The organism is Aneurinibacillus thermoaerophilus, assembly GCF_019603355.1.
GTDB classification, from domain to species: Bacteria; Bacillota; Bacilli; order Aneurinibacillales; family Aneurinibacillaceae; genus Aneurinibacillus; species Aneurinibacillus thermoaerophilus.
In genome coordinates this window covers 365,015-390,236 of the sequence record NZ_CP080764.1, presented here as the reverse complement: position 1 = coordinate 390,236, position 25,222 = coordinate 365,015, and the positions used below count along the sequence as shown (strand labels likewise).

At 44.6% G+C, this 25,222-nt stretch carries 25 protein-coding genes; 12 read left to right on the top strand and 13 right to left on the bottom strand.

Going from position 1 to position 25,222, the window contains the following annotated elements:
- From K3F53_RS02225 to K3F53_RS02205, 5 genes are read right to left on the bottom strand one after another with little or no spacing between them, the layout of a single operon-like run.
- Entirely contained in the window at window positions 1–723 is a 723-nt protein-coding gene (locus K3F53_RS02225; protein ID WP_204244845.1) for a cytochrome c biogenesis CcdA family protein, read from the bottom strand.
- 55 nt (window positions 724–778) lie between these two features.
- Entirely contained in the window at window positions 779–1,501 is a 723-nt protein-coding gene (locus K3F53_RS02220) for a LytR/AlgR family response regulator transcription factor (protein WP_220559290.1), read from the bottom strand.
- A 36-nt stretch (window positions 1,502–1,537) separates the two neighbouring features.
- Window positions 1,538–1,657, bottom strand: coding sequence for a cyclic lactone autoinducer peptide (locus tag K3F53_RS02215; protein WP_156424105.1), 120 nt, complete (start codon window positions 1,655–1,657; stop codon window positions 1,538–1,540).
- Window positions 1,654–2,226, bottom strand: a complete 573-nt coding sequence (locus K3F53_RS02210; protein WP_091260916.1) for an accessory gene regulator ArgB-like protein — start codon at window positions 2,224–2,226, stop codon at window positions 1,654–1,656. The genes K3F53_RS02215 and K3F53_RS02210 overlap by 4 nt, the downstream gene beginning before the upstream one ends.
- A complete protein-coding gene (locus tag K3F53_RS02205; RefSeq protein WP_220559289.1) occupies window positions 2,223–3,356 on the bottom strand; it encodes a hypothetical protein in 1,134 nt (377 codons plus the stop codon). The genes K3F53_RS02210 and K3F53_RS02205 overlap by 4 nt, the downstream gene beginning before the upstream one ends.
- Before the next feature lie 656 nt (window positions 3,357–4,012).
- On the opposite strand from K3F53_RS02205, the gene K3F53_RS02200 reads away from it, so the two are divergent.
- A complete protein-coding gene (locus K3F53_RS02200; protein ID WP_057899997.1) occupies window positions 4,013–4,213 on the top strand; it encodes an aspartyl-phosphate phosphatase Spo0E family protein in 201 nt (66 codons plus the stop codon).
- Window positions 4,214–4,341: 128 nt separating this feature from the next.
- On the opposite strand, the gene K3F53_RS02195 is transcribed toward K3F53_RS02200, so the two are convergent.
- From K3F53_RS02195 to K3F53_RS02180, 4 genes are read right to left on the bottom strand one after another with little or no spacing between them, the layout of a single operon-like run.
- Window positions 4,342–5,619: a peptidase gene (locus tag K3F53_RS02195; protein WP_057899998.1), complete on the bottom strand. Its 1,278-nt coding sequence runs from the start codon at window positions 5,617–5,619 to the stop codon at window positions 4,342–4,344.
- Window position 5,620: 1 nt separating this feature from the next.
- Window positions 5,621–6,289: a 3-oxoacid CoA-transferase subunit B gene (locus K3F53_RS02190; RefSeq protein ID WP_220559288.1), complete on the bottom strand. Its 669-nt coding sequence runs from the start codon at window positions 6,287–6,289 to the stop codon at window positions 5,621–5,623.
- On the bottom strand, window positions 6,274–6,963 hold the full coding sequence (locus tag K3F53_RS02185; RefSeq protein WP_281423712.1) for a CoA transferase subunit A: 690 nt from the start codon (window positions 6,961–6,963) through the stop codon (window positions 6,274–6,276). Before K3F53_RS02185 ends, K3F53_RS02190 begins: the two co-directional genes overlap by 16 nt.
- Before the next feature lie 16 nt (window positions 6,964–6,979).
- Window positions 6,980–8,350, bottom strand: a complete 1,371-nt coding sequence (locus tag K3F53_RS02180; protein ID WP_236781916.1) for an aspartate aminotransferase family protein — start codon at window positions 8,348–8,350, stop codon at window positions 6,980–6,982.
- Window positions 8,351–8,479: 129 nt separating this feature from the next.
- On the opposite strand from K3F53_RS02180, the gene K3F53_RS02175 reads away from it, so the two are divergent.
- Entirely contained in the window at window positions 8,480–10,036 is a 1,557-nt protein-coding gene (locus K3F53_RS02175; RefSeq protein WP_220559286.1) for a PucR family transcriptional regulator, read from the top strand.
- Window positions 10,037–10,041: 5 nt separating this feature from the next.
- On the opposite strand, the gene ablB is transcribed toward K3F53_RS02175, so the two are convergent.
- Window positions 10,042–10,908 carry a putative beta-lysine N-acetyltransferase gene (ablB, locus tag K3F53_RS02170; RefSeq protein ID WP_057900003.1) on the bottom strand — a complete coding sequence of 289 codons (867 nt, stop codon included), beginning with the start codon at window positions 10,906–10,908 and terminating at the stop codon, window positions 10,042–10,044.
- A gap of 174 nt (window positions 10,909–11,082) precedes the next feature.
- Between ablB and K3F53_RS02165 the strand changes: the two genes are divergently transcribed.
- The 8 genes from K3F53_RS02165 (at window position 11,083) to K3F53_RS02130 (ending at window position 17,687) form a co-directional block, all read left to right on the top strand.
- Entirely contained in the window at window positions 11,083–12,513 is a 1,431-nt protein-coding gene (locus K3F53_RS02165; protein ID WP_246615674.1) for a sigma-54 interaction domain-containing protein, read from the top strand.
- Window positions 12,514–12,708: 195 nt separating this feature from the next.
- Window positions 12,709–14,148, top strand: coding sequence for a lysine 2,3-aminomutase (gene kamA / locus K3F53_RS02160; protein WP_082706118.1), 1,440 nt, complete (start codon window positions 12,709–12,711; stop codon window positions 14,146–14,148).
- Between the two features lie 19 nt (window positions 14,149–14,167).
- Window positions 14,168–14,437, top strand: coding sequence for a YokU family protein (locus K3F53_RS02155; RefSeq protein WP_057900005.1), 270 nt, complete (start codon window positions 14,168–14,170; stop codon window positions 14,435–14,437).
- 221 nt (window positions 14,438–14,658) lie between these two features.
- A complete protein-coding gene (gene spoVAC, locus K3F53_RS02150) occupies window positions 14,659–15,150 on the top strand; it encodes a stage V sporulation protein AC (RefSeq protein WP_408863276.1) in 492 nt (163 codons plus the stop codon).
- Complete coding sequence (gene spoVAD, locus K3F53_RS02145) at window positions 15,150–16,151, top strand: stage V sporulation protein AD (protein WP_220559285.1); 1,002 nt, start codon at window positions 15,150–15,152, stop codon at window positions 16,149–16,151. The genes spoVAC and spoVAD overlap by 1 nt, the downstream gene beginning before the upstream one ends.
- 22 nt (window positions 16,152–16,173) lie before the next feature.
- Complete coding sequence (spoVAE, locus tag K3F53_RS02140) at window positions 16,174–16,524, top strand: stage V sporulation protein AE (RefSeq protein ID WP_057900008.1); 351 nt, start codon at window positions 16,174–16,176, stop codon at window positions 16,522–16,524.
- Between the two features lie 31 nt (window positions 16,525–16,555).
- Window positions 16,556–16,762, top strand: a complete 207-nt coding sequence (locus K3F53_RS02135; RefSeq protein WP_057900009.1) for a DUF1657 domain-containing protein — start codon at window positions 16,556–16,558, stop codon at window positions 16,760–16,762.
- Between the two features lie 67 nt (window positions 16,763–16,829).
- Complete coding sequence (locus tag K3F53_RS02130) at window positions 16,830–17,687, top strand: DUF421 domain-containing protein (protein WP_091260921.1); 858 nt, start codon at window positions 16,830–16,832, stop codon at window positions 17,685–17,687.
- A 54-nt stretch (window positions 17,688–17,741) separates the two neighbouring features.
- Here the strand turns inward: K3F53_RS02130 and clpB are convergent, their stop codons facing one another.
- Window positions 17,742–20,363, bottom strand: coding sequence for an ATP-dependent chaperone ClpB (clpB, locus tag K3F53_RS02125; protein ID WP_220559284.1), 2,622 nt, complete (start codon window positions 20,361–20,363; stop codon window positions 17,742–17,744).
- A 207-nt stretch (window positions 20,364–20,570) separates the two neighbouring features.
- Between clpB and K3F53_RS02120 the strand changes: the two genes are divergently transcribed.
- Window positions 20,571–20,723, top strand: coding sequence for a hypothetical protein (locus tag K3F53_RS02120; RefSeq protein WP_220559283.1), 153 nt, complete (start codon window positions 20,571–20,573; stop codon window positions 20,721–20,723).
- A gap of 148 nt (window positions 20,724–20,871) precedes the next feature.
- On the opposite strand, the gene K3F53_RS02115 is transcribed toward K3F53_RS02120, so the two are convergent.
- Complete coding sequence (locus K3F53_RS02115; RefSeq protein WP_057900012.1) at window positions 20,872–21,300, bottom strand: Hsp20/alpha crystallin family protein; 429 nt, start codon at window positions 21,298–21,300, stop codon at window positions 20,872–20,874.
- Between the two features lie 313 nt (window positions 21,301–21,613).
- On the opposite strand from K3F53_RS02115, the gene K3F53_RS02110 reads away from it, so the two are divergent.
- Window positions 21,614–22,456: a YitT family protein gene (locus tag K3F53_RS02110; RefSeq protein ID WP_091260927.1), complete on the top strand. Its 843-nt coding sequence runs from the start codon at window positions 21,614–21,616 to the stop codon at window positions 22,454–22,456.
- Window positions 22,457–23,320: 864 nt separating this feature from the next.
- On the opposite strand, the gene K3F53_RS02105 is transcribed toward K3F53_RS02110, so the two are convergent.
- Window positions 23,321–25,087 (bottom strand): methyl-accepting chemotaxis protein, encoded by a 1,767-nt coding sequence (locus K3F53_RS02105; RefSeq protein WP_057900013.1) that lies wholly within the window; start codon window positions 25,085–25,087, stop codon window positions 23,321–23,323.
- Window positions 25,088–25,222 lie beyond the last annotated feature (135 nt).

The window sequence follows — 25,222 nt, the reverse complement described above, 5'->3', positions numbered from 1 at the left end:
TTATATTCCCGGAAATATAAGAAACGAGGACAGCCACGCGCTTAAACGCTGCATCTGCCCAGTATAGATAAGTACGCCCATAGCAATGAGCGCCCAACCGCTCACGTTCTTAATCACCGGCATCCATCGATTAAGCCGACGAATCGCTCTAACAGAGTACAACATAATAAAAGAAATAATAAAGAATGGAATGGCAAGTCCCAAGGAGTAGATGCTAAGCAAAAAAATGCCTGTGTTTACAGTTTCCGTATTGCTAGCCAGAAGCAAAATTGAAGAAAGCGCCAGACCAACACACGGTGTCCAGCCAGCAGCAAACGCCATGCCGAGAAGCAGGGAAGAAAACCATTTGCCAGCCTGAATGCGCGACATATCAAATCGCTTTTCACGCGCCAAAAACCGTAATTTCAACCATCCGATCGTCTGAAACCCAAAAATAACAATCAAAATGCCACTCAACTGCTCAAGCAATTCACGATTTGAACGAAGAAACTGACCGAGGTAGCTGGCTGTTGCCCCAAATAAAACAAAAATGATCGAAAATCCGATAACAAATGCAAAAGAGCGAATAAACAATGTACTGCGCCGAATCACCAACCGATCGTCCTGCACCATCCCTCCGGTCAAGTGTGTCACATAAGCCGGAATCAATGGAAATACGCATGGCGAAAAAAATGAAATCAAGCCCGCAAACCACGCAAATGATACCGATATGGATTGCTCCATACGATCACCTCACTAAGCATTGTCGCACACTCGTCATCGCAAAGGCAACTCGTCCCTATGTAGGCAAAATATCAAGCCTTCGCAAAAGTTTCCTAATAAGCCCCGAGCGCTCCTCCGCCACCAACGCTTTTCTTTCTTTTTCTCCTTTAAAAAAGATCCCTTCGTCATTCACCGCCGCAATTTTATTGGTGTTTACCAAAAAGGCGCGGTGACTAAAAACAAAACCGTGATTGCGCAAATATTCTTCATACACCTTCAAAGGAATATATTTTGCTTCAATCGTATCATGGACAATATGAACCTTGACACCTCTGGAACAAGACTCGAAAAACAAAATGTCATCCGGAACAACCTGGATAATCTTATCATTGATAATCGGCACATATATGCCCCCCACTCTGATGAAGCGTTGATACTCGATATGCAATCGGATTTTGCGCAACGCTTCCTCAACACGCGGCGGCAAATATGGTTTCTCGATTACGTCGATAATATCCAAATGATATGTATCGCTGGCCAGCGGTTTCATGCCTGTGATCAACACGGCGGGAATGTGTTTGCCACGCATTTTCAAAATCCCATATGCTTCCAGTCCGTTCATATCCGGTAAGTCAATATCAAGAAAAATGGCGGTGATATCATTTTTTTCCAGCACAGCAGAAATCATCGCTTCCCCTGTGTTTACTACGTCTACGTGGTCAATATATTCCAGTGTTTTTAAATGATCGACAAGCGTTTGCGCCTGAAATTTGTTGTCTTCACATACTAAAATATTCATGATATCACCACCTTATCCTTGTATGAGTCCATTCCTTTAGCGCAGTTCCTCCGGTGCTTCCGGAGCATAAACCATTAACATACACATCGAGGTTACCATTAAGGTTGCAAGTCCCGTAAAAAAGGCAGCTACCGAATACAGAGCTTTTCGCATCATCGCGACTCACCCCCTTTCCCAAACAACCGATTCAAACTATGCACCAAACGCACACCGTACGGAGTTACGGATAATGCTTGTAACATTAAACCGATGGCGAACGGACGGCTGCTTTCAAAAAAGGAAAAAATAAACCCAAGTCCAAGCCAGATTCTGGCCAGCACCTTAAATTTGTCTTTATGCTTCAGGGGACGGGTCGACTGGTATGGCTCAAGGTAATAAGAATACACTTCAATGAGCCATAAAGACAGCACACAAAGCAGCAAGCCTGTCCATAATGACACCGGAATATAACTGCTGCCAACTAAAATCGTAACCGAGACAAGCGTACAACCGAGGCCGCTTTCTACATGCGCGCCTCCGGTCAAAAGTCTAAGACCGCTAAACCCCAAAACGAGAAACAAAACGTCTCTGCTTTGTCCTGTCACTATCGCGACGCCAGCCAGCACCAGCATAGTCACCAATGTATGGAGGAACCCTTCGATGCCAAATTGCAGCACAGCCACAGAAGCCGGATGGCCGCTCTTGTCTTTAAGATATACAGCGAGTCTATGGGCAAGCTTTCTCATAATGCATCCCCCTGAAACGTAACGATGATGGTAGACTTGGAGGTATCCGGATCATACTGAAGCGCCAATGTACCCGCATTCATCTTCAGTTGTTTGACGATGTCGACTGGCATCGCCTGTACATGCTTCGTTTTCAACGTAAATGTTGTCGTTCCACCGATGACGCTATGTATTTGAAAGTGAATGAATTTATCAGCGCTGGGCTTGTCTTTCAGCACAGCAATGATCTCATCGAAAATCATGTTCAAAATCCGGTTCAACTGATAGCCAGAAATCGATTCAGGAGTGAAATAATGGCCGATGCACTCTACTGTTAAACTTACGCCATACGATTGACAAACGTGCCGCTCCTTCCCTAAAAAAGCGGCCAGCATCGGTTCATGAATCTCGATCGATGCCTGCATGAAATTTCGTTCTTGCAGCAGGTGATCGAGATACTGTACCAGCATGTGAACATTCTGACAGCTAGCCATATGGCGTAACGTTTGAGTTTGTGAATAGAAATCCCGGTTGATTTGCTTAATTTCCTCCGTATAACTATGTAAATTTTCTAAATATAACCTTTCTTCTTCCATTTTCATCTGTTTTTGCATGACTTGAATGTTGCGCACCAGCAAAAACATCAATAAAAATAAACTGAACATGCTAAGAATTATCCAAATATTATAGTATAAATTGTCATACGATACCTCGAGTGTCGTAACCGTCTGTACGACAATAATCATACCAACTAACGAATAGCAGGCAATTAATATGTTAATCTGGCGGCCAACTTTAGAAAAACTATCCTGAACCAGGCTAACTCCCCACTGTTTTTTATGAACGAGCCAAGCCGCCCCAAGCATCAATAATGCATTGGCCAATATAATGGAAATTTGATAAAGAATTTGGCTTACAACTTCACTAAACAGGTGATCCGTCATTAAAGTTACAATAAAATAATCAATAGTCGTTATGACCATGTTAGCGATATATGCCATAGAAATAATAATGATCCCGTTTAATAACCGGGAACGAAAAATTAAAATAAAAAGAGCATAAAAAACTACCATAGTGAGCAGAACAGCATACGAGAGGTCAAGATACATTCGAATGATGCGCGAAAAAATCGCTACCAATACACTGACCAATATAACTTCTTTTATTTTTTCTTTAACCTCATAACGAAAAAGGCACAAAAAGAAAATAAGAGTTGTAGCTTCTTCAATGATAGAAAAAAGGATACCTATAACTAATTGCACGATCATACGCTGTCATGAAGTTAGGTGCAGTAACTCCGGCTCCCCCCCTTTCTATACTAGTATAGCAAACGTATGAAATAAATAGAAAGTGACAATTTGCAAACGCTTTATTCCTTTTCCCATTCTCTTTCCACCATCCACAGTCGAAACCTCAAAGACAATTAATATAACAAAACAGAAGAATAAGACTAATGTCTCTATCTTTTCATTATGAATAGGAATTCACACATTATGAATACGTATTTATAATTCAAAAGCGATAATATAAACATATTTTCCAAAAAATATCAATAGTAATTCATTCATAATGAACCATTGTTCACGATATTTTGCGTAAACCAGAAGGGGATAGACAAGTAGGAAAGTAGTAGCTTACACTGTAGAGAGACGAAAAATTTCCAATTGAGTAGTTATCTGGATATAATTGATACATCTCTTTGGCGGCAAAAACGAAAGCGTACTGGACGATGGCGTCGGACTTTCAACATCCAAAGTCTAAAACAGCCCCAAAATAGAATGAAGTTGTCCAGAAAGGAACTTTAATCATGGGTACCAACGACAAGAAACAAGCAGAGATTTCTCATAAAATAGAGATAAAAAGGAATAAGATGATTTCGGTAGCAGCTTATAACAACTTAAATTTATTGCATCCAGATGTTCTAAAAATAAGCCAGGAGCTAGATGTCTTATTAGTGACCTTATTGAAAAAACAAATCGGAAAACAACATAAGCGAAATTCATTCTAATACAGCACCTGTATACTTGCTTCATTGATTTAGGAACTCTCTCCACTAAAGCGGAGAGAGCATTGCATTTTTTACCAAATAAAAATCTCCCTCCACTTGTAGAAGGGAGGGGTAAAGGGTTTGTTTTTTCACGTGCTCGCTACCCCGCACCAGTGCATAATAGTATGCGCCATAATTTCCGCACATTCGATAACCCGATCCAATTCGATGTACTCATTTGGGTAGTGGGCCATGCTGGTTACTCCAGGCCCGAAGACGATAGCCGGCGTCTCGCCTACTTTCGTCAGCAACCCGCCGTCCGTTCCCCACGGGGATGCTTCAATAATCGGTTCTTCTCCTAGCACAGTACGGTACGAATGGATTAAGTGATTCATCAGTTCATGGTCTATGTCAATCTTGCCCGGTACCCACTGTGCGCCAAACCATTCCAGCTGTGGCGGATGCTGCTTAAGCCACTCGTCGTCAATCGCCGCCAACGCTTCTACCATTGCACGCTTCGCATCTTCCATTTCCTCATCCGGGGCAACACCCATACGCCCTTGTAACTCCACCAGATCAGGAACGGAGGAAGGCCACTCGCCACCTTGGATCGTTCCGATATTAATTGGAATCGGAATGGGAATGTTTTTATACAACGGGTCAGTAATTTTTTCGTTGCGTTCTTTCTCTAGCTTGCGGACGGCATCTACGACAATCATCGCTTTTTCGATTGCACTTACTCCTTCGTAACGTGTACCGCCATGTGCAGAACGGCCTTTCACTTTAATTTTGAACCACATGGAGCCTTGCTGTTTCGGGAAAATCTTCATTTGGGTCGGCTCTGGAATGAGCGCGGCGTCTGCCGTATAGCCACGCAATACGGTAGATAGTGTGCCGGAGCCCCCGCTTTCTTCTTCAATCACACTTTGGAAAATAATATCGCCTTTTAGTTTAATACCTAGCTCTTTTAAACATTCAATGGCAAACAGCATGGCAATATTGCCACCTTTCATATCCGTAACGCCGCGCCCGTACATTTTACCGTCTTTAACTTTACCGCTGAAGGGATCATCCTCCCACTGATCCAAGTCACCGGCCGGCACAACATCAATATGGCCGTTCAGAATAAGGGATTTGCCACCGCCTTCGCCCCGCCAGATCCCCACTACATTCGGGCTTCCTTCAAATGAAGTCCGCGGCGAACAAAAATATGGATGCTTCACCAATTCCTCGCCGGCCGGTTCCCAGACGTCCACTTCAAGTCCTAACGATGCCAGCTTATCGGCGATAAGCTTCTGCGCCTCGGCTTCTCTGCCCTGTACACTCGGCGCCTGCACAACCTGCGCCAAAAAATCAATCGCTTCCTGCCGGTGTTCCTGCATCCAACGCTTAATTTTCTCCTGAATCATGACTTGGCCCCCTCCCATATTATTTAAAGACTGGAATCTGGCTGCTTTCCTTGAAGTGAAGCGGCGCGCCTGTACTTTCGACTACTTGCTCCACCGTGTACGGATACAGCACTTCCTTCAAATGCAGTTCCCCATTTACCACTTCAATTACCGCGCGCTCCGTAATGATCATATCCACGCATTCCGGAGCGGTCAAAGGCAACGTACACTGCCGGAGAATTTTCGGTTCACCCGCTTTGTTAGTGTGATTCATCAGCACAATCACTTTTTTCGATTTTTGTGCCAATTCAATGGCACCACCCATGCCGGGTACCCGCTTACCAGGAACAATCCAGTTGGCCAAATCGCCTTTTTCGCTTACTTCAAGTGCGCCGAGAATTGTAATATCCAGATAGCCGCGACGAATCATGCCAAAGGCGACCGTACTGTCAAAATATGAAGCGCCTGGCACGATTGTAATCGGAAATCCACCGGCATTGCACAAATTTTCATCTTCTTCTCCTTCGGCTGGCGAAGGGCCCGTACCCAGAATCCCGTTTTCCGCGTGAAACATGACTTGCCACTCCGGTGGGATATAGTCCGCAACCAGCGTTGGAATGCCTATGCCCAAATTCACCAGCATCCCCGGTCGGATTTCCTTCGCTGCGCGGCGCGCGATAAGATGTCGCTGTTCTACTCCCACGCCCATTTCCAGTTCACCCCTTCGCTTTTTACAATGTAGTCAACATACACCCCAGGCGTAACAATGCATTCTGGGTCAAGCTCGCCGAGCGGCACAATTTCTTCAACCTCTGCGATAGTAATGTCTGCCGCCATTGCCACCAGCGGGTTAAAGTTGCGTGCGCTCTTGTCGTATACAAGATTGCCGTACTCGTCGGCTTTCAGCGCATATACGATTCCCACCTTTGCCGTAAGCGCCGGCTCGACCATATACGTTTTGCCTTCCACTTTAATTTTTTGTTTGCCGTCTTCTACGATCGTACCAAGACCGACATCAACCAGAATACCGCCGAGCCCCATGCCGCCTGCACGAATTTTTTCCGCCAGCGTCCCCTGCGGATAGAAAGTCACTTTCATCTTTCCTTCTGTCATCAGGCGCCCGGCGTTCGGGTTGGAACCGATATGCGAAGTAATCAAGCTGCGGACGCGACCAGCCGTAACCAGACGGCCGATCCCTACATCAGGAAATCCCGTATCATTGCCGATCAAATCTAGGTTGCTCACACCTTTTTTTAAGATGCCATCAATGAGGGTTGGCGGACTGCCTATACCACCAAATCCCCCATACATAAGCGTAATGCCATCTGTTATATGTGTCAGCGCTTCTTCTAGGGAAACAACTTTCGATAATGTCTGCCGCACTTCCCCTCTCCCCTTTCTATACGCTTTCTTTGGAAGCGAGCTGCCCTTCTTGTTCAAGCTCCAGCGCAAGCTCACCAAGCGACCGATCAAGAATAAAAAGCAACTCATTGATCTCTTCTTCCGTGATAACGAATGGTGGCGCAACCAGAATTGCATCTCCCGCTTGCCCGTCAATGCCGCCGGACGCGCTGTATATGAGCAAACCGTTATTCATCGCTTTTTCAATTAACCGCTCTGTCACGCGAAGATGGAACGGGAACGGCTCTTTCGTCGTGCGATCTTTTACAAACTCCATACCGCAAAGCAATCCCTTGCCGCGGACATCGCCGATAATCTCGTATTTTTGCATAAGCGCTTGCAAGCCTGCGATTAATTGCTGACCGCGCTCTTCTACTTTTCCAATTAACCGATGATCTTCAATGTATTTCATGACCGCAAGCGAAACAGCGGCCGATTGTGGATTGGCACTAAACGTATGACCGGACATAATCGATTTTGAACCAGCGGCGATAACATCAATGATCCGCTTGCTCGCGATGGTGGCTGCCATCGGTGTATAGCCCGCGCTCATTCCTTTTCCAAGCGCCATCAAATCGGGAACCACTCCCCAATGGTCAATGCCGAACGGTTTACCGGTTCTACCATTTCCGGTCATCACTTCATCAGCAATAAATAAAATCTCGTAGCGCTCACAAATTTCTTTAATTCGTTGATAATAGTATGGCGGCGGAGTCACTGCACCAGCAGAGGCACCGATGATCGGCTCTGCGATAAATGCCGCAATATTGTCCGCCCCAATGCGATGAATGGCCTGCTCCAACTGATTTGCGCAAAGCAAATCGCAGCTCGGATACGTGCTGCCAAACGGACAACGATAGCAATAAGGCGGCTCTACTGATGGAAACTCCTCCAGCAAAGGAATAAAGCGCTTTCTTCTCAGGATATGCCCGGACATAGATAGAGCACCAAGCGTAATACCGTGATAGCTCATCCAGCGGGACAAAATTTTATTTTTCCCCGTACGGCCCTGTTCCTGCCAATATTGAATAGCGATTTTCATCGCTGTCTCCGTCGCTTCTGATCCGCTATTAACAAAAAACACATAATCTAAATCACCCGGTGCCCAACTGGCAAGCTTGGTTGCAAGTTCTTCCGCCGCGTCGCTTGTAAACTGTGAGCGATACGTGAATGACACTTTTTGGGCCTGCTCTTTCATTGCATCAATGACCGATTGTACACCGTGTCCAATGTTAGCGGTAATCGCGCCTGAACATCCATCAATGTATGCTTTCCCTTCGGTATCATATAAATAAACTCCGCGTCCATGGGAAACAGTGGGATATTCTTTGTCTAGCAACGGCTTAATGACATGACTTTTTATTTTCACGCGCATCTCCCTCTTTTCATTGCTTCGCTGCCTTTATCATATCAAGCTAGTTGGAAAAAAAATATTCTCACTATTACATAAATTTGTAGTATATTTTTTATACACCATGTATAAAGAGAGGAACGAAGTATGTCCATTACACTAAAAGAAGCGTTACAATTACCTGATATCCAACAAATCAAGCTCGTAGGAGGGCACGGCGGCCTGCACAGAATTATCAAATGGGTAACAATTGTGGAAATCATTGAGGATGTGACACGACTGCAGGAAGGGGAATTTCTGATTACGACCGGATATGGTCTGGACACAGAGGCGAACCGAAAAGACTTTATCGCTCGGCTCGCGCGGCAAAACTTATCAGCAGTCGCTATTCATACCGGGTTCTATATGAAACAGATTCCGCCTGAGTTTATTGCTGCAGCGAACGCGTATGATTTACCGTTGTTCGAGATTCCACGCCATATGAACTTTTCCGAAGTAACCAAGGCACTGCTCGGCCATATTGTAAACCGTCAGCTTCAACTCATGCAGGATACACAGCAAATCCATCGGGAACTAACACTGCTCGCGCTCAATAATAAAGGCCTGGCGCCCCTTGCCCATACGCTTGCCGCTCATCTGCAAGCCGATGTAGAAGTATACGATGCGAATGGCAAGTGGCTGGAAGGAAGCGGGCAAACGACAGAAGCAATCTCTCCCGCTGAGCTTGTCGAAGCTCTCGGACCCAAAAAAACAAGCAGCTCCATTCTGCTTGCAGAAAATGAATGGCTTCATCCGATTGCTACCGATCGTGAGCATTACGGATTTCTCTATATAAAAAAACGAGCTCCGCTTACGGAAATGGACCGTCTCATCGTGGAACAAGCCTCCATGGTATGCGCCATTGAATTTTTAAAACAAAAAGCGGTCGACGAAGCTCTGCTCCGCCTGCAAGAAAACGTGTTGGACGAACTGCTGGAAAGCAGGGAGCAGGATGAAACGAAACTGCAAAAACTGGCCCAGCGCCTCGGTTACAGGCTGGAAGGAACAATGGCGGTTATGCAGCTTGCCTCCCCGTCTACCGAGAGTATACGGCCTTTCATTCAGCGATGGGTACAAAAGCAAAACAAACCCGTATTGATGAGAGAAAAGCAGAAGACCATTACCCTGCTTATGACCATTCAACAAGAAAAAGAAATAATAAGGGCCGCGCAATCCCTACAGCAGGAAACGCTATCGTTTCTCCCGCCCGGCGCTCTCTATATCGGCCTAAGCGAACCGTTCCATGGTTTAAGCCAAATCGCAGACCAAGCGCGCTTAGCGCGCTTAGCGTTGCAGGTCGCTATCGCTGCCGGCGAACCGCTGCTTTCCTACGACAAAATCGGGGCCTATGCCCCGCTTCTGCAAATGCAGGAAGCGGGAATTTCGCTGGAACAATTATATCGACCGCTGCTTGATCCGCTGATTGAATACGATCAAAAACATGGTTCAAGTCTAATCGATACGCTTGAATGTTATCTGCAAAACAATTCGAATATCAAAAACACAGCGGCGGCATTGTTCATCCATCGCCACACGCTGAAATACCGTCTAGAGCAAATCGCAGAAAAAACGGGCAAGGAGCTGCAAAACGCGCACGTTCTCACCCAGCTGCATCTTGCGCTCATGGCCTACCGTCTTGACCATGCGGCGCTTTCCGTACTGTAAATGCACTATTTTGCTGAAAGATTTTTTACCCAAAGATTCATATCTTCAAATTTATCAAAGATGTTGCAATTTTTGGTCATGCGGCCCGTATACTCATAACCAAGCTGATGAAATACAGCGTTCATGCCAAAGGACAGCGAGCGAGCCAGCGAATATGCGCAGTACATGTGACGGCGGCGCAGTTCCTTCTCAAGCGCGGAAATCAAATGACGCATCAATCCGTGTTTACGGTGTTCGGGATAAGTAGCGCAGTCTGTCATTTCCGCGTTATTGTAAGTTGCGTTGATTTCGGCGGAAGCGGCACTAACAATTTTACCTTCTTTTTCTACTATATAGAAAATAGTGCCTTCTAGCATGACTTTTTTGATATAGGAAACGTCATTCATTGGGGTCGGGTATGTCTGGAACACCGCACCGTACAAATTAGCTAATTGTTCCGCGTCTTCCGTCACCGCAAGGCGCAGCGAATATCCTAAAGCCAACGATTCATCGGATAGTTTACGTGGAAGCGCGAGCACCTGTCGAAGGATTGTATCCTCTTCCATCCAGTAATCGCTCGTGCGACGTTCATCCGTAAAATACATGGCCATGCTGTACGCGTCATTGCCATTGAAATACTTTTTATACACACCTTCAAGCATATAGCCAAGACTTAAAAACGTCTGCCAGTCTTCTTGACGGGATTTGATGAATACTTTTGTGAATGAATGTTGCTCTACCAATTCAAGAATCCGCGAATGCATGGCGCGAACGTCACCACGATAATCGTCAACACGCAAGCGGGCATTAAACGGATCAAGGCAAACATCCATAATGAAGCGCTCATCTTTTTCCGTGCATGCATGATAATAAATATCGTTTTTTGTCGTCATAAATAAATCCTCCGTTCTCTTGGTATTTTTATAGTTTTAATATTGCAAATAATATTGCAAAAAATATGCCATAAGAACAGGAAAAACTTGCGGATTTTTCAAACGATACCTTTTGTTAAAAAGTATATACCGCCAACACGTTTCCCTAAATTTTTCAAGAAAAGGGTGATCTATGTGTCTGAACTTGCAGCAATCTGGTCAAATGAATTCGAATGGCTCCTTAGCATTATCAATGTAGGCGTCCATATGGTTGATAAAAAAGGAACAACTGTATTTTTTAATGAAACAATGGCGGAAATTGACGGTCTGGATCGGGAGGATGTTATCGGAAAGAGCGTGTTCGATCTTTTCCCGTCCCTTACGAACGAAAGCAGCACCCTTATCCGTGCCCTGCGTACCGGAAAAGAAACGGTCGATAAAGTACAAACCTATATGAACATGAAGGGCAAACAAATCACTTCGATTAACAGTACGTATCCATTGTTTAGAGACGGAGAAATCATCGGTGCCGTCGAACTCGCGGAAGATATTACACGCATCGTTCAACTCAACGATCAAGTGCTCGATTTGCGCCAGCAACTATATAAGAAAACAACACATAAAAAAAATTCGCGGAACGATACGCAATATCATTTCAGCGATATTATTGGCCAAAGCCCTCTTTTCCAGCAAGCGCTTACGCGCGCCAAGCGAGCGGCCAGAACCCAATCCCCTGTGCTTATCTGTGGCCCGACGGGGACGGGAAAAGAGCTGATTGCCCAGAGTATCCATAACGCCAGCATCCGACGCGACAAACCGTTCATCGCACAGAACTGTGCTGCGGTACCGCGTGAACTGATGGAAGGACTGCTGTTCGGCACGACCAAAGGCGCCTTTACTGGAGCTATCGACCGACCCGGAATTTTTGAACAGGCGGACGGTGGCACGCTCTTTCTTGATGAAATCAACAGCTTGGATATTATGCTACAGGCCAAATTACTGCGCGTACTTCAGGACGGACGTGTCCGGCGAGTCGGAGGCTCTACCGAGCAGGAGGTAAACGTACGCATTGTCGCGGCTATGAACATCGGGCCACAGGAAGCGCTGGCAAATAACATTCTTCGCTCAGATTTGTTCTTCCGACTCAATGTTGTCAACATTGAACTGCCGCCGCTGACCAAGCGTAAAGAAGATATCGAGTTGCTTATCCATCATTTTATAGAAAAATTTAATCAAACGTTTGCCATGAAAGTTACAGGCGTAAGCAACGAAGTAATGGAAACGTTCCTGCACTACTCCTGGCCGGGTAATATTCGTGAACTGCGTCACGCTATTGAATCGGCATTTAATATGCTAGAGGAAAACGAAGAAACAATCAGGCTGCATCATCTTCCGCCACAATTTACGGAGAAACCGCTTGACCTTGAGCCGGCTGCAACCATCGAACGAGCGGACGCTTTCCTGCCTTCCCACCCGATGCATTTGCCTAGCTATATGGAAACGATCGAACGCAATATCATCGATGATGCACTGCGCCGCTATAAAGGTAACGTAAGCAAAACAGCCGAAGCGCTCGGTATTAAACGCCAAGCATTGCAATACAAACTTAAAAAATTCAATTTATAGACAAAATTTTTGCAGCAAAAAATTCTGGAAGTGCCAGTTTTTTGGCACTCCATTTAAAAATTCCGGAGGGAGCATATCCCTCCTTTTTTCACGTAAACACCGCCAAATCAATATTTTTAGAAAATTTATTACTTTTGGCACACATCTTGCTGTATTTAAATAGCGACTAGAAAATTTCTGAGGAGGGTACAGCAGATGAGCTTGCTTGAAAAAGATTTAAATAAAGGACAACAACACACTCCGGCACCAGGCGAAGGGTGGCACCCGACTCCCGCTAAATGTCGCGATTACCGCGAAATCGAGCTTTGGAAAGATGTAACAGAAGAACAGTGGAATGATTGGCTCTGGCAGCTTACTCATACAATCAAAACGGTCGATGACTTGAAAAAAGTAATCAATCTAACACCGGAAGAAGAAGAAGGTGTACGCATTTCTACGCAAACCATTCCGTTAAACATCACGCCGTATTATGCATCGTTAATGAATCCGGATGATCCGCGGTGTCCGGTGCGCATGCAATCGGTTCCTATTTCGGCTGAAATCATGAAAACGAAATACGACCTGGAAGACCCGCTGCATGAAGACGAGGACTCTCCGGTTCCTGGTCTGACACACCGTTATCCTGACCGCGTACTGTTTCTCGTAACTAATCAGTGCTCCATGTACTGTCGCTACTGTACGCGGCGCCGTTTCTCCGGTCAAATCGGCATGGGAGTACCGAAAAAGCAATTGGATGCAGCTATTGAATATATCCGGAATACACCGGAAGTACGAGATGTTCTGATTTCCGGCGGCGACGGCTTATTGATTAACGATACGGTGCTCGAATACATTCTCAAAAATCTGCGCGCGATCCCGCATGTGGAGATTATTCGTATCGGTACCCGCGCCCCGGTCGTATTCCCGCAGCGGATTACAGAAAACTTGTGCAATATTCTGAAAAAATACCATCCGGTTTGGCTCAACACGCACTTTAACACGCCGCTGGAAATTACTCCAGAATCCAAGCGTGCGTGCGAAATGCTAGCCAACGCGGGTGTTCCGGTCGGCAACCAGGCCGTTATCCTTGCTGGTATTAACGATAGCGTACCGATCATGAAGAAACTTATGCACGAACTCGTAAAAATCCGCGTTCGTCCGTACTATATCTATCAATGTGACCTGTCCGAAGGTATCGGCCATTTCCGCACCCCGGTATCCAAAGGATTGGAAATTATCGAAGGCCTACGCGGCCATACGTCCGGTTACGCGGTTCCGACATTCGTAGTAGATGCACCGGGTGGCGGCGGAAAGATTGCGCTACAACCGAACTATCTCATTTCGCAAAGCCCGGACAAAGTTGTACTCCGCAACTTCGAAGGTGTTATCACTTCCTATCCAGAGCCGAAGAACTACGTACCGGGACGTGCAGACGCATACTTCAACGAGTACTATGGCATTACGGAAGAAAAACAATCGGTAGGCATCACCGCCATCATGCGTGATGAAAAGTTCAACCTCGTTCCAGAAGGTCTGCAACGCATGGAAAAACGTGAGCAATACGAGCAGTCCGAAGACCATGCTTCCCTAAAAGACCGCCGGGCAAAACGCGACGAAATGAAGGCAAAAATGGCAAAAGCAAAAGAAAACAAATAAACAACGTGGGGGAACATCAATGAATTGTATATGGTGTGGAACCGAAGAAGCAAAAGAAGGCGTACAGGATTGTTACTGGGTAACACCTGATGGTAAAAAAACGGTGCAAATCCTGAACATTCCTTCCGTCGATTGCCCAAATTGCTACGACAAGTTCGTACCGGAAGACATCTCGCAAAAAATTGAAGACGCACTTTATCTAAACGACATTTCCCTTTTGGGAACGAAGTTTACGTATGAACAGTTGCTTGCAGCCCCGCGCATCAATCTGTTCAAAGCGAAATCGTAATCAATATTAACAAGAAAAATCGAGCACTCCAAACAAGCATCATAAGCCGCAAGCGTTCATACGCTCGACAAAAATGTAAATAAATCGCTGTTCCAAAGCACGAGGAAGCATTTGTCTCCTCGTGCTTTTATTTTTCATTTCACCTTTCTCTCCCTTTCACAGTGAATGAAAACTTCTTTTTTCTCCAAAATAATACATAGTCACTTTATTATGTGAGGAGAATGCATATGGGAAACAAAGCAAAAAACAAAAAATTAACCCCGACCCAAATCGAATACCAAACTTTTGCTAAGGCGCACGAACCCCCCCGTTCCGTCATCAAAAACTGCCTACGTGCTTTTTTTGTTGGAGGAGCTATTTGCCTGCTTGGTCAATTCATTCAAAAATTTTTTATAACCTATTTTAACTTCACAGAAAAAACTGCGGGAAATCCAACGGTAGCTGTACTTATCTTCATTTCTGCTTTACTTACCGGATTGGGCGTGTACGACAAATTTTCCCAGTACGCTGGAGCAGGAACAGCTGTTCCTGTAACAGGATTTGCCAATTCTATCGCTTCTGCTGCACTTGAACACAAAAGTGAAGGATTCGTGCTCGGAGTAGGCGGAAATATGTTTAAAATGGCAGGCTGTGTCATTGTTTTCGGAGTTTTTGCCGCTTTTGTCATCGGGTTGCTGAAATGGGCGTGGACGGCGTTGGGAGGGATGTCGTAATGCTACAAGGACATCAATCCTGGGTGTTCACGAATCGTCCGGTCATCCTTGCTTCGGCGACAGTCGGTGGGCCGTTCGAAGCACAGGGAAAAATCGCTGAAGATTTCGATCTTTTGTATGGGGACATCTGGCTACAACAAGATAGCTTCGAAAAAGCGGAGAAAAAAATGATGGAAGATGCCTGCGATACCGCTATTAAAAAAGCCGGAATCCAAAAGGGAGACATTAACTTTTTTATCGCGGGCGATTTGATGAATCAAATTATTTCCAGCAGCTTTTCGGCCCGTACTGTTGGCGTCCCTTACCTCGGAATTTTCGGCGCCTGCTCTACATCGATGGAAGGTCTGGCTCTTGCCGCTCAGCTTGTCGACAGCGGTGCCGCCAAGTACGCTATGGCCGGAACTTGCAGCCATAACGCGACAGCGGAAAAACAATTTCGTTATCCTACGGAATACGGTTCACAAAAACCGCCAACGGCCCAGTGGACAGTAACCGGAGCTGGCGTCGCCATCGTCGCCGCGTCCGGAGCCGGGCCACGAGTCACCGCCGCCACCGTTGGACGGGTAGTAGACATGGGGATCACAGACCCTTTTAATATGGGAGCCGCCATGGCTCCGGCGGCCGTTGATACGATCACAGCCCATTTCCGGGATTTGCAACTCCCGTTCGATCACTATGATCTAATTGCTACGGGTGACCTTGGCCAAATTGGTCATTCGATCGCCAAGGATTTATTTGCCAAACACGAAATTCCGATCTCGGATGAACGTCTAACCGATTGCGGCTTGCTTATTTACAACGAAGATCAACAAGTAATCGCCGGGGGAAGCGGCTGCGCCTGCTGCGCCACCGTGACATACGGACACTTGATCAGACGGCTGCGTCAGGGCGAATGGAAACGCATTTTGGTCGTAGCGACCGGTGCTCTGCTTTCTCCGCTCAGCTTTCAGCAAAACGAAACGATTCCATGTATCGCGCATGCCGTAGCTATCGAACAATAAACAGCAAGGAGGCACACAATGCATGATTTTTTTCTGGGCTTTTATCGTAGGTGGAATCATTTGCGTAATCGGTCAATTGCTAATGGATGTGGCAAAATTGACACCCGCACACACGATGTCCACACTTGTCGTGGCCGGCGCCATTCTGGATGGGCTCGGCCTGTATGAGCCGCTGATCAAATTTGCCGGAGCAGGAGCAACTGTTCCGATTACAAGCTTTGGAAATGCGCTTGTTCATGGAGCGATACAGGAAATGCAAACAGATGGTGTCATCGGCATTATTACGGGAATTTTTGAAGTAACGAGCGCCGGTATTTCTGCGGCTATTATTTTCGGTTTTTTGTGCGCACTTGTGTTTAATCCAAAAGGATAAGCACATACTATCTGCTGTGGAGGTGAAATTCATGACAGTATCTGCACAAGTAAAACAAGCGCTTGCAAGCCTGAAGAGTGCTCAGGCAAGTCTGGAAACATTTGCACTGAATACACAAAACCAACAGGCTAAGCAACTGTTCACGCAAAACGCGCAGCAAGCCCAAGCGATTATCAATTCATTAGAAACGCGCGTAAAACAACTAGAACAAGAAGAACCACAGTACAAAGGGTTCTAAACCCGGGAAAAAACATAGGAAGACGGGTCACCGACTCCGTCTTCCCTGCCATTATGAGGTGAATGGCATGAATGACGTTATCCACATTGCACTGCGTGCCTTTTTTGCTCTTATTACTTTATTTATTGTTACGCGTTTAAATGGAAAAAAACAGTTAGCCCAACTAACATTTTTCGAGTATGTGTTAGGCATTAGCATCGGGGACATGGCCGCCTACGTCGCCACGGATCTTGAAAACAATCTCGTTCATGGCTATACCAGTTTGCTGGTTTTTGCCCTGATTCCTTTCCTGGTGGATTATCTTTCACTGAAGAGCAAGTTCGTGCGCGACTTATTCGAGGGAAAAGGCACTGTTCTCATCAAAAACGGAAAAGTGCTGGAAGAAAACATGAAAAAAGAACGCATCAGCACAGATGAATTGCTTGAACAATTGCGCCTGAAAGGTAATTTTAAAATTGCCGATGTGGAATTCGCCATGCTAGAAACAAGCGGAGAATTGAGCGTCATGCCAAAGAAAGAAGCGCAATCCGTAACCCTTAAAGATTTAAACTCTGTTGTTGATGCAGAACACGAACCTGAAACTGTCATTATGGACGGAAATATTATACTGGACGCGCTAAAAGCAAGCGGCCACAACATACAATGGCTGAATACGGAATTAGAAAAAGCAGGTGTTACACTTGATAATGTATTCATCGGACAGGTTGATGCTCAGGGACAATTGTACCTAGACTTGTATAATGACCAGCTTCAAATACCGGAGCCGTCTGAAAATCAATTACTATTAGCCACATTAAAAAAATGCCAGGCTGAATTTGAATTGTTCGCACTTGAGACAAAGTCAAGCGAATCAAAGAAACTGTACAACAAAGCGGCCGCAAAATTGCAAAACGCAGTTGAACAATTAACCCCTTATCTCAAATAACAACATCCCACCCTCCATTTGGAAAGCGGGATGTCTTTTTCTCTATTATCTCTATTAGTCTTCAGGGCGATTTTTCCAATTAAGCGTAAGCTTTTCATTTTCATAATCCACTGTCAGCAATGCGCCTTCCATAATTTTTCCGCCAATAAGCGAGCGGGCGATCAACGTTTCAAGGTGACGCTGTAAGAACCGGCGCAACGGACGCGCCCCATATACCGGATCATAACCTTCTTTGGCAATATAAGCTTTGGCCGTTTCCGCCAATTTCAGCTCGATTCCACGCTCTGCGAGCCGTTTTCTTAAATCATCTACAAGCAAATCAACAATCCGGTTGATTTCTTCTGTAGTCAACGGCTTAAACAACACAATTTCATCGACCCGGTTCAAAAATTCAGGTCTAAAATGCATCCGCAACTCTGCCATTACTTGTTCGCGCGCTTCATCCTTAATATCTCCGTCTTCCGTAATTCCCTCCAGCAAATAAGCGGAGCCAATGTTAGATGTCATGATAATGACGGTATTTTTAAAATCGACCGTACGTCCCTGCGAATCAGTAATTCTTCCATCATCCAGCACTTGCAACAATACATTAAATACATCATGGTGCGCTTTTTCGATTTCATCAAACAAAACAACGGAATACGGTTTGCGGCGCACCGCCTCCGTCAGCTGTCCGCCCTCTTCAAATCCGACATAGCCGGGCGGTGCGCCAATCAGGCGGGATACGCTATGCTTCTCCATATATTCGCTCATATCAATGCGCACTATATTGTCTTCCGTATCGAACAGCGTCTCAGCGAGCGTTTTGGCTAACTCTGTTTTCCCGACGCCGGTCGGTCCAAGGAAGATAAAGGAGCCAATCGGACGGCGCGGATCTTTAATGCCTGCTCGGGCACGAATAATGGCATCCGCTACGCGATCTACCGCTTCATCCTGACCGATAACACGCCGGTGCAAAATTTTATCAAGCTTAAGCAGCTTCTCCCGCTCGCCTTCCACCAGCTTGGAAAGTGGAATGCCTGTCCAGCGAGAAATAATGCGGGTGATCTCGTCTTCCGTCACCTCTTCCCGCAGCAAAGAGCCTTCCATCTTGCGGGACGCCTGCTTTTCTTCTTCCACTTTCAACCTCTTTTCTGCTTCCGGAAGCTTGCCGTACTTAAGTTCAGCGGCTTTATTCAAATCGTATTCACGTTCCGCCCGCGCGATCGCCTGATGAATTTGTTCGATTTCTTCACGCAGCTTCCGAATGTTCCCCAGCGCCTGCTTTTCGCTTTCCCACTGTGCTTTCATCGCCGCCAGCCGTTCACGGCGCTCGGTCAGTTCTTTCCGCAATTGTTCCAGCCGCTCCTGACTCGCCGGATCTGTTTCTTTTTTCAACGCAGCTTCTTCAATTTCCAACTGCATCACGCGTCGCGCCACTTCATCAAGCTCGGCCGGCATGGAATCAATTTCGGTGCGAATCATGGCGCACGCTTCGTCCACAAGATCGATCGCTTTATCCGGCAAGAACCGATCCATAATATAGCGATGCGATAACACGGCCGCCGTAACCAACGCATTGTCGTGAATTTTGACACCATGAAACACTTCAAATCGCTCTTTAAGACCGCGCAAAATCGAAATCGTATCCTCTACCGTCGGTTCATCCGCTATCACTGTCTGAAAACGACGTTCGAGCGCCGCATCTTTCTCAATATATTTACGGTATTCATCAAGCGTTGTGGCACCAATACAGTGCAGTTCGCCGCGGGCTAGCATCGGCTTCAGCAGATTGCCCGCATCCATCGCACCTTCCGTCCGACCCGCACCAACAATCGTATGAATCTCGTCGATGAAGAGCAGGATTTTGCCTTCGCTCCGCTTAATTTCTTGCAACACGGCTTTCAGCCGTTCTTCAAATTCACCCCTGTATTTGGCACCGGCGATGAGCGCGCCCATATCAAGCGCAAAAATTCGTTTATCGCGCAATCCTTCCGGCACGTCCCCGCGCACAATTCTGTGGGCCAGCCCCTCAACGATAGCCGTTTTCCCTACTCCCGGCTCCCCGATAAGAACGGGATTGTTTTTCGTCTTACGGGACAGTATCCGGATAACATGACGAATTTCCGCATCGCGGCCAATGACCGGATCCAACTTATTGCGGCGGGCCGCTTCTACCAAATCATATCCATACTTCTCAAGCGCTTCATATGTGGTTTCCGGTGTCGCACTTGTGACGCGCTGTCCCCCTCTTACTTCATGCAAAACGGCAAGAAATGCTTCACGAGTAACAGCATGAGCAGCAAAAATATTGTGCAACGTTGTTTTCTTCGCTTCCTCCAAAATGCCAAGAAACAAATGCTCAACCGACACATATTCATCATGCATCGCTTTCGCTTCATCTTCCGCTTTCAATAAAATACTGTTGACCGCAGGACTTATATAAATTTTGCCCGCTTCTCGCCCTGGACCAGATACGCGAGGCTTTTGTGAGATTCTTTTTTCCACTTCTCGCGTTATCGTTTCGCAAGGGATATTCATTCTGTTCAGCAAGCGCGGCAACAGTCCTTCATGCTGCGTCAACAAAGCAAGCAGCAAGTGTTCCGTTTCCACTTCAGGATTCCCGTACCGAAGCGCCTTCGTTTCCGCCTGTTGAATCGCTTCCAGCGATTTCTGGGTGAAACGGTTCATATCCATAGATGTGTGCGCCTCCTTCTTCCTTTCATTTTTTCTGATTGACATAATAAAATCATAACACTTCTATTATAGCCCGTTTTTCGTTCCGGCTTAATCAAGCCAAAATATAAAAACCTAATTTTGAAAGCCAGCAGTGCGACGGAGTAAAACAGAATTTCTTCTCACATACTATTTCTATAGGTGCAAGAATTACAGGAGGAGATTAGTATGGATCAGGAAAAGATAGGAACTCCGACAACGCTCAGAGAGCTGGAGGAAAAGCACAAAAAGCAGAAGCAGGCACCCAGTACACCAGAACGCAATCAAAATTTGGAATATATAGGAAAGCGAAAGGAAGAACATGTGCAAGATGAACCTTGATCCCGATACATATAGACGTATATTGTCGCTAAATCGGAGCTTAGGACAAAAAAATCCCTGCTAACAAGCGGGGATTCATTATTATCTGTATGAGAAGCATTGCGTCTGCATATGAAACGCTTAGAGCGCTTTCGTGTTTCGCTTATCTTTAATGGAATTCTACGTCAATTCTCTTGTTATTGTGCTGCTTTACTTTCGGCATCCGTATCTCAAGCACCCCGTTTCTGTACGTCGCTTTTACCCCTTCAGCCGAAACACGAGCAGGCAACGTCACCAAACGATGAAAACGTCCAATAAACCGTTCTTGCCTGTGCATTTGCTCTTCTTTCGTTTCATGAACTCTGTTAACACTTCCGCTGATCGAAAGTACATTATTTTCGACATCAATATTAATGTCTTCTTTTCTCTCTAATCCGGGAATATCACAAGATGCTACAATTTCGTTCTCAGTCTCATGTATGTCGATCCGAGGGACGCCAAAATCCTTATCAGCCGGAAAACCGGTTGCAAAGAACTGATCGAGCTCTCTTCTTAAATTTTCAAGGTGACGAAATGGCTCGTAAGGAATTAGGGCCATGCTCGTTGCCTCCTATCGCTTATTTTTATACAAAAATATATTTTCCCCCTCCATTATTTTTTATGCATTTGATGATTCATTGGCTCCACATTAAAACATATTTGTATTTATGTGGAGCAGGAAACTTTATCGATCAAAAATCTGCATACATCATTTCCTGCGAGTCCAGCATAATTTTAATAAGGTGAAGCAGCACCTGGCTGCTGTTTACATTTTCTTGAGAATAGTGTTATACTTTCAAACGTATTTTCCTGCATCAATAGGGGTTAGGAGCGTGGAAACAACCATGGCTACAACACTCTATCGTAGAATCATGTCCTTGAATCCTAAAGTAATTTTGGGATTGGAATACGTAGAAATACTCATTGGTTCAACGATTGTTGCTTTAGCTTTTACTCTGTTTTTATTGCCAAATGAAATTGCCGCCGGCGGAATTAGCGGCCTTAGCACCATTTTTTACGGATTATTTGGCTGGAAGCCATCTTATGTTCAATGGGCATTCAATCTTCCCTTATTCTTCTTAGGAACCCTTTTGCTCGGAAAAGAATTCAGTTTAAAAACCCTTGTGGGAACAACGTTTTTACCTTTTGTCGTTTATTTGACGGAAGGAATAAAACCAGCGACCACCGATCCGCTTTTAGGAGCGCTGTTTGGCGGATTGGGTGTGGGCTTAGGGCTTGGCATCGTATTTCGCGGAAAAGGCTCCACTGGCGGAACGGCGCTTGTCGGCCATATTATTCACAAATTCACCAATCTATCACTGGGAATTTGCATGGTGATTATTGATGGTCTGATTGTTGTTACATCTGCTTTCGTGTTTAGCTTTGAGCAGGCGCTTTACGCTTTAATCAGCATCTATTTAACCGGAAAGATCATTGATATTGTACAATTAGGCTTAAGCTATACAAAAATGGCCATCATTATCTCGGATAAAGATGAAGAAATTCGTCACGTAATTTTAAATGAAATCGATAGAGGGGTTACGAAAATAACCGGCATAGGCGGCTACACGAATGAAAAACGTCCGGTTTTACTATGCGTACTTGAACAAAGCGAACTGTCAAAATTAAAGCAGCTAGTTAAAAACGCCGATCCTTCTGCGTTCGTTATTATATCCAATTCTATAGAAGTATTGGGCGAAGGATTCAAGCGCTAATCCACTCCTCTTATCATTTCTAATTTTGTTATTCGAAGGTTGAAAAGTTACTAACCATTAAAAAAGGGGCTGTCCTAAAAATAATGGGCCAACCCCTTTCATATTTACGAATTCATGTGACTAAACGCCCCTTCATTCATTGAGGGGATAAAAATCGCTTGGCTCAAAATCCCGGTATAGGATGGTAAGAAGAAACATAATATCATTTATCTATCCTCTCACCATAAAATCGACATCGAAATATCAACTACAGCCAAAAAAAAAGAGTATGCTCCATTTCTACTCTTTACTTTTTATCATTTTATATCCTAACCATGTTATAACAAATGTAGCCACCATCAAAACAGTAAAAACTATCAAGAATATGCCATCGAAAGTTTCCGTATTCATGGATCGTTCCTCCTTAATCAAATCAATCTCCTATTTATTTTAATTCAAAATTTCGATATCTTTATGAGACTTTTATGAATAATTATTGAAATATGTTGAGGTTCACGGTTAGTGATAGCAAACAAAAAGTCCGAGCACGCCGGGTTTCATGGTTTGTGTTTGCTATTCATTTTTTAGTGACTTAGACGCTCCAAATAAAACCGCCACTCCAGAAACAAGACAAACAGCAAGTAAAACTATATATCCCATGTTCACATTCTCCTTATACTAGATAATCATTTTCATATTAACATAGTATTAATAATGCTTTTGTGAATAATTATTGAACGATCCAAAAATCCCCGCCAAACATTTAATAATTTGGCGGGGATGCTGGTATGGGATCATCTGAGCCATTTACTTACCTGTTTTCTCTTCATTCTGACATTTCGTTTGGCAGCTTGCTTGAATTCTAAAAGAAACTGTAAAATTCAATTATAATTTGAATTTATCTACAGACAATTGCAATTCCTGCGCAAGATTTCTAAGAGTAATAGTGAAACTTGACAATTCATCTATTAGAGAGGATTGTTTTTCAATAGCTGATGCGATATTTTCTGAACCAACGGCTACTTCTTTGGCTACCCCAGCCATTTCCTGTATAGAAGCCGTTACCTGTTCTGCTCCTGCAGATAATTGCTGGGAAGCTGCTGACACTTCCTGGATTTGATTGTTCACATGTTGGAAGGCTATTCTAATACTCTCTAAAGATTTGCCCGCCTCATTGATAACCGCCATTCCAGACTCAACTTCCTCCGCTTCTTTCTGCATACCAGATATAACTTTACGAGTATGCTCCTGCATTTGCTTAATAAACCCAGTAATCCCCTCTGCCGATTTTTTCGATTGTTCAGCAAGTTTCCTTACTTCATCTGCTACAACCGCAAAACCTTTTCCATGTTCTCCAGCACGCGCTGCCTCAATAGCCGCATTTAAGGATAATAAATTTGTTTGTTCTGTAATCTCCGTAATTACATCTGTAATTCTCTCAATTTCCTTAGAATGGTCCTCTAGTTTTTTAACCAACGAAGTCGTATCATCAACTGATTTGCTAATAGATTGCATCTGTTGAATTGCCTTGGATAGCGCTTCATTTCCATTTTCCACTTCTTTCACCGAGCTTTCAGATGTTTCCGCCACTCTAGAGGATGAATCAGCAATACGTTCAATTCCTATGGCTGTTTCCTCCATCGTACTTGCCACCTCTTCCGCTGTTTGAGAAGAGGCTTCTGCTCCTTGGTTCAGCCCCTCAACAGTGATAGCAATTTGCTTGCTGGCTTCATCTGTTTGTTCCATATTTTTTATTAGTTGTTCCGATAAAGCAATAACATGCATACTGGCGTCATTTACTTTTTTGATAATGCCTTTTAGGCCTGTTACCATTTCATTAATCGCATTAGCAAGTTCTCCTATCTCGTCTTGAGACTTTGTATCAATCGTCTTTACCGTTAAGTCTCCTTCACTTATCTTTTTCGCTATACTACTAACATACAAAATAAGTTTGATTTTTTTATTAAATAACCATATAAATACACCCATACAAATTAGTGAAAATAAAGCAATACCTCCGGCTATAACCCCTTTTATAAGAGGAAGAGAGCCATAAAATTCTTCTGGATATACAGCAATACCAAGTGTCCATCCCCAAGGTTTGTAATACTCTACATAACTCATTTGTGGTCGTTCTTTAGCCTCGTCTTGATTTTTCCACGTATAGGTTAATAACCGTTCGTTAGGATCGCTATTTTTACCAGCTTTCACAAGATCTTGTATCAAATAAGAACCATCTTCAAGCTTGAAATCCTTTTGATTTTGTCCTTCATATCCTAGCGGGTGCATAACTGCAATGTAATTGTCATCATAAGCCCACATATAGCCTTCTTTTTTATAGATAAAATGCGATTTACTTAAATCCCGCTTTTTCTTATCTTCTAACAACGGACCGTTGATATAATCCTTTGCTCTGTTTTGGGCTTCTTCCAATGTAAGATGGCCATTTTTAACTTCTTCATCCATTACCTGAATTATCGTGATTGCACCATCAACAATTTGATGTAAATGCTCAATACCTGCTTTCTCAAGTTCGCTTTTTGCAGAGTAATAAGTAACAACACCTACCAGAGAGCTTGAAATCATGATTGAAATGGTTACTGCTATTATTAATTTCCATCTTATACTAAAAATAATTTTCCTTTTTATCATAGTAATATCCTCCTTTTATAAAGACTGTTTTACCTTCCTTATATTTGCGTATCGAGCGATATATTGTCTTACTATTTAATTGATGTTTCCTAGCTACCAAACTGAACGTATATCTGTCTATTCCTTCACTAATTA

What these genes read in the sequence shown, in the direction of transcription:
- K3F53_RS02200 (WP_057899997.1), top strand. Translation starts at nt 4,013, where the DNA reads ATGGGTACCAACGACAAGAAACAAGCAGAGATTTCTCATAAAATAGAG.
- spoVAE (WP_057900008.1), top strand. Translation starts at nt 16,174, where the DNA reads ATGATTTTTTTCTGGGCTTTTATCGTAGGTGGAATCATTTGCGTAATC.
- K3F53_RS02105 (WP_057900013.1), bottom strand. Translation starts at nt 25,087, where the DNA reads ATGATAAAAAGGAAAATTATTTTTAGTATAAGATGGAAATTAATAATA.
- clpB (WP_220559284.1), bottom strand. Translation starts at nt 20,363, where the DNA reads ATGGATATGAACCGTTTCACCCAGAAATCGCTGGAAGCGATTCAACAG.
- kamA (WP_082706118.1), top strand. Translation starts at nt 12,709, where the DNA reads ATGAGCTTGCTTGAAAAAGATTTAAATAAAGGACAACAACACACTCCG.
- K3F53_RS02110 (WP_091260927.1), top strand. Translation starts at nt 21,614, where the DNA reads ATGTCCTTGAATCCTAAAGTAATTTTGGGATTGGAATACGTAGAAATA.
- K3F53_RS02210 (WP_091260916.1), bottom strand. Translation starts at nt 2,226, where the DNA reads ATGAGAAAGCTTGCCCATAGACTCGCTGTATATCTTAAAGACAAGAGC.
- K3F53_RS02155 (WP_057900005.1), top strand. Translation starts at nt 14,168, where the DNA reads ATGAATTGTATATGGTGTGGAACCGAAGAAGCAAAAGAAGGCGTACAG.
- K3F53_RS02215 (WP_156424105.1), bottom strand. Translation starts at nt 1,657, where the DNA reads ATGATGCGAAAAGCTCTGTATTCGGTAGCTGCCTTTTTTACGGGACTT.
- K3F53_RS02220 (WP_220559290.1), bottom strand. Translation starts at nt 1,501, where the DNA reads ATGAATATTTTAGTATGTGAAGACAACAAATTTCAGGCGCAAACGCTT.
- ablB (WP_057900003.1), bottom strand. Translation starts at nt 10,908, where the DNA reads ATGACGACAAAAAACGATATTTATTATCATGCATGCACGGAAAAAGAT.
- spoVAD (WP_220559285.1), top strand. Translation starts at nt 15,150, where the DNA reads ATGCTACAAGGACATCAATCCTGGGTGTTCACGAATCGTCCGGTCATC.
- spoVAC (WP_408863276.1), top strand. Translation starts at nt 14,659, where the DNA reads ATGCATATGGGAAACAAAGCAAAAAACAAAAAATTAACCCCGACCCAA.
- K3F53_RS02120 (WP_220559283.1), top strand. Translation starts at nt 20,571, where the DNA reads ATGGATCAGGAAAAGATAGGAACTCCGACAACGCTCAGAGAGCTGGAG.
- K3F53_RS02130 (WP_091260921.1), top strand. Translation starts at nt 16,830, where the DNA reads ATGAATGACGTTATCCACATTGCACTGCGTGCCTTTTTTGCTCTTATT.
- K3F53_RS02175 (WP_220559286.1), top strand. Translation starts at nt 8,480, where the DNA reads ATGTCCATTACACTAAAAGAAGCGTTACAATTACCTGATATCCAACAA.
- K3F53_RS02195 (WP_057899998.1), bottom strand. Translation starts at nt 5,619, where the DNA reads ATGGGAGGGGGCCAAGTCATGATTCAGGAGAAAATTAAGCGTTGGATG.
- K3F53_RS02135 (WP_057900009.1), top strand. Translation starts at nt 16,556, where the DNA reads ATGACAGTATCTGCACAAGTAAAACAAGCGCTTGCAAGCCTGAAGAGT.
- K3F53_RS02115 (WP_057900012.1), bottom strand. Translation starts at nt 21,300, where the DNA reads ATGGCCCTAATTCCTTACGAGCCATTTCGTCACCTTGAAAATTTAAGA.
- K3F53_RS02225 (WP_204244845.1), bottom strand. Translation starts at nt 723, where the DNA reads ATGGAGCAATCCATATCGGTATCATTTGCGTGGTTTGCGGGCTTGATT.
- K3F53_RS02190 (WP_220559288.1), bottom strand. Translation starts at nt 6,289, where the DNA reads ATGGGCGTGGGAGTAGAACAGCGACATCTTATCGCGCGCCGCGCAGCG.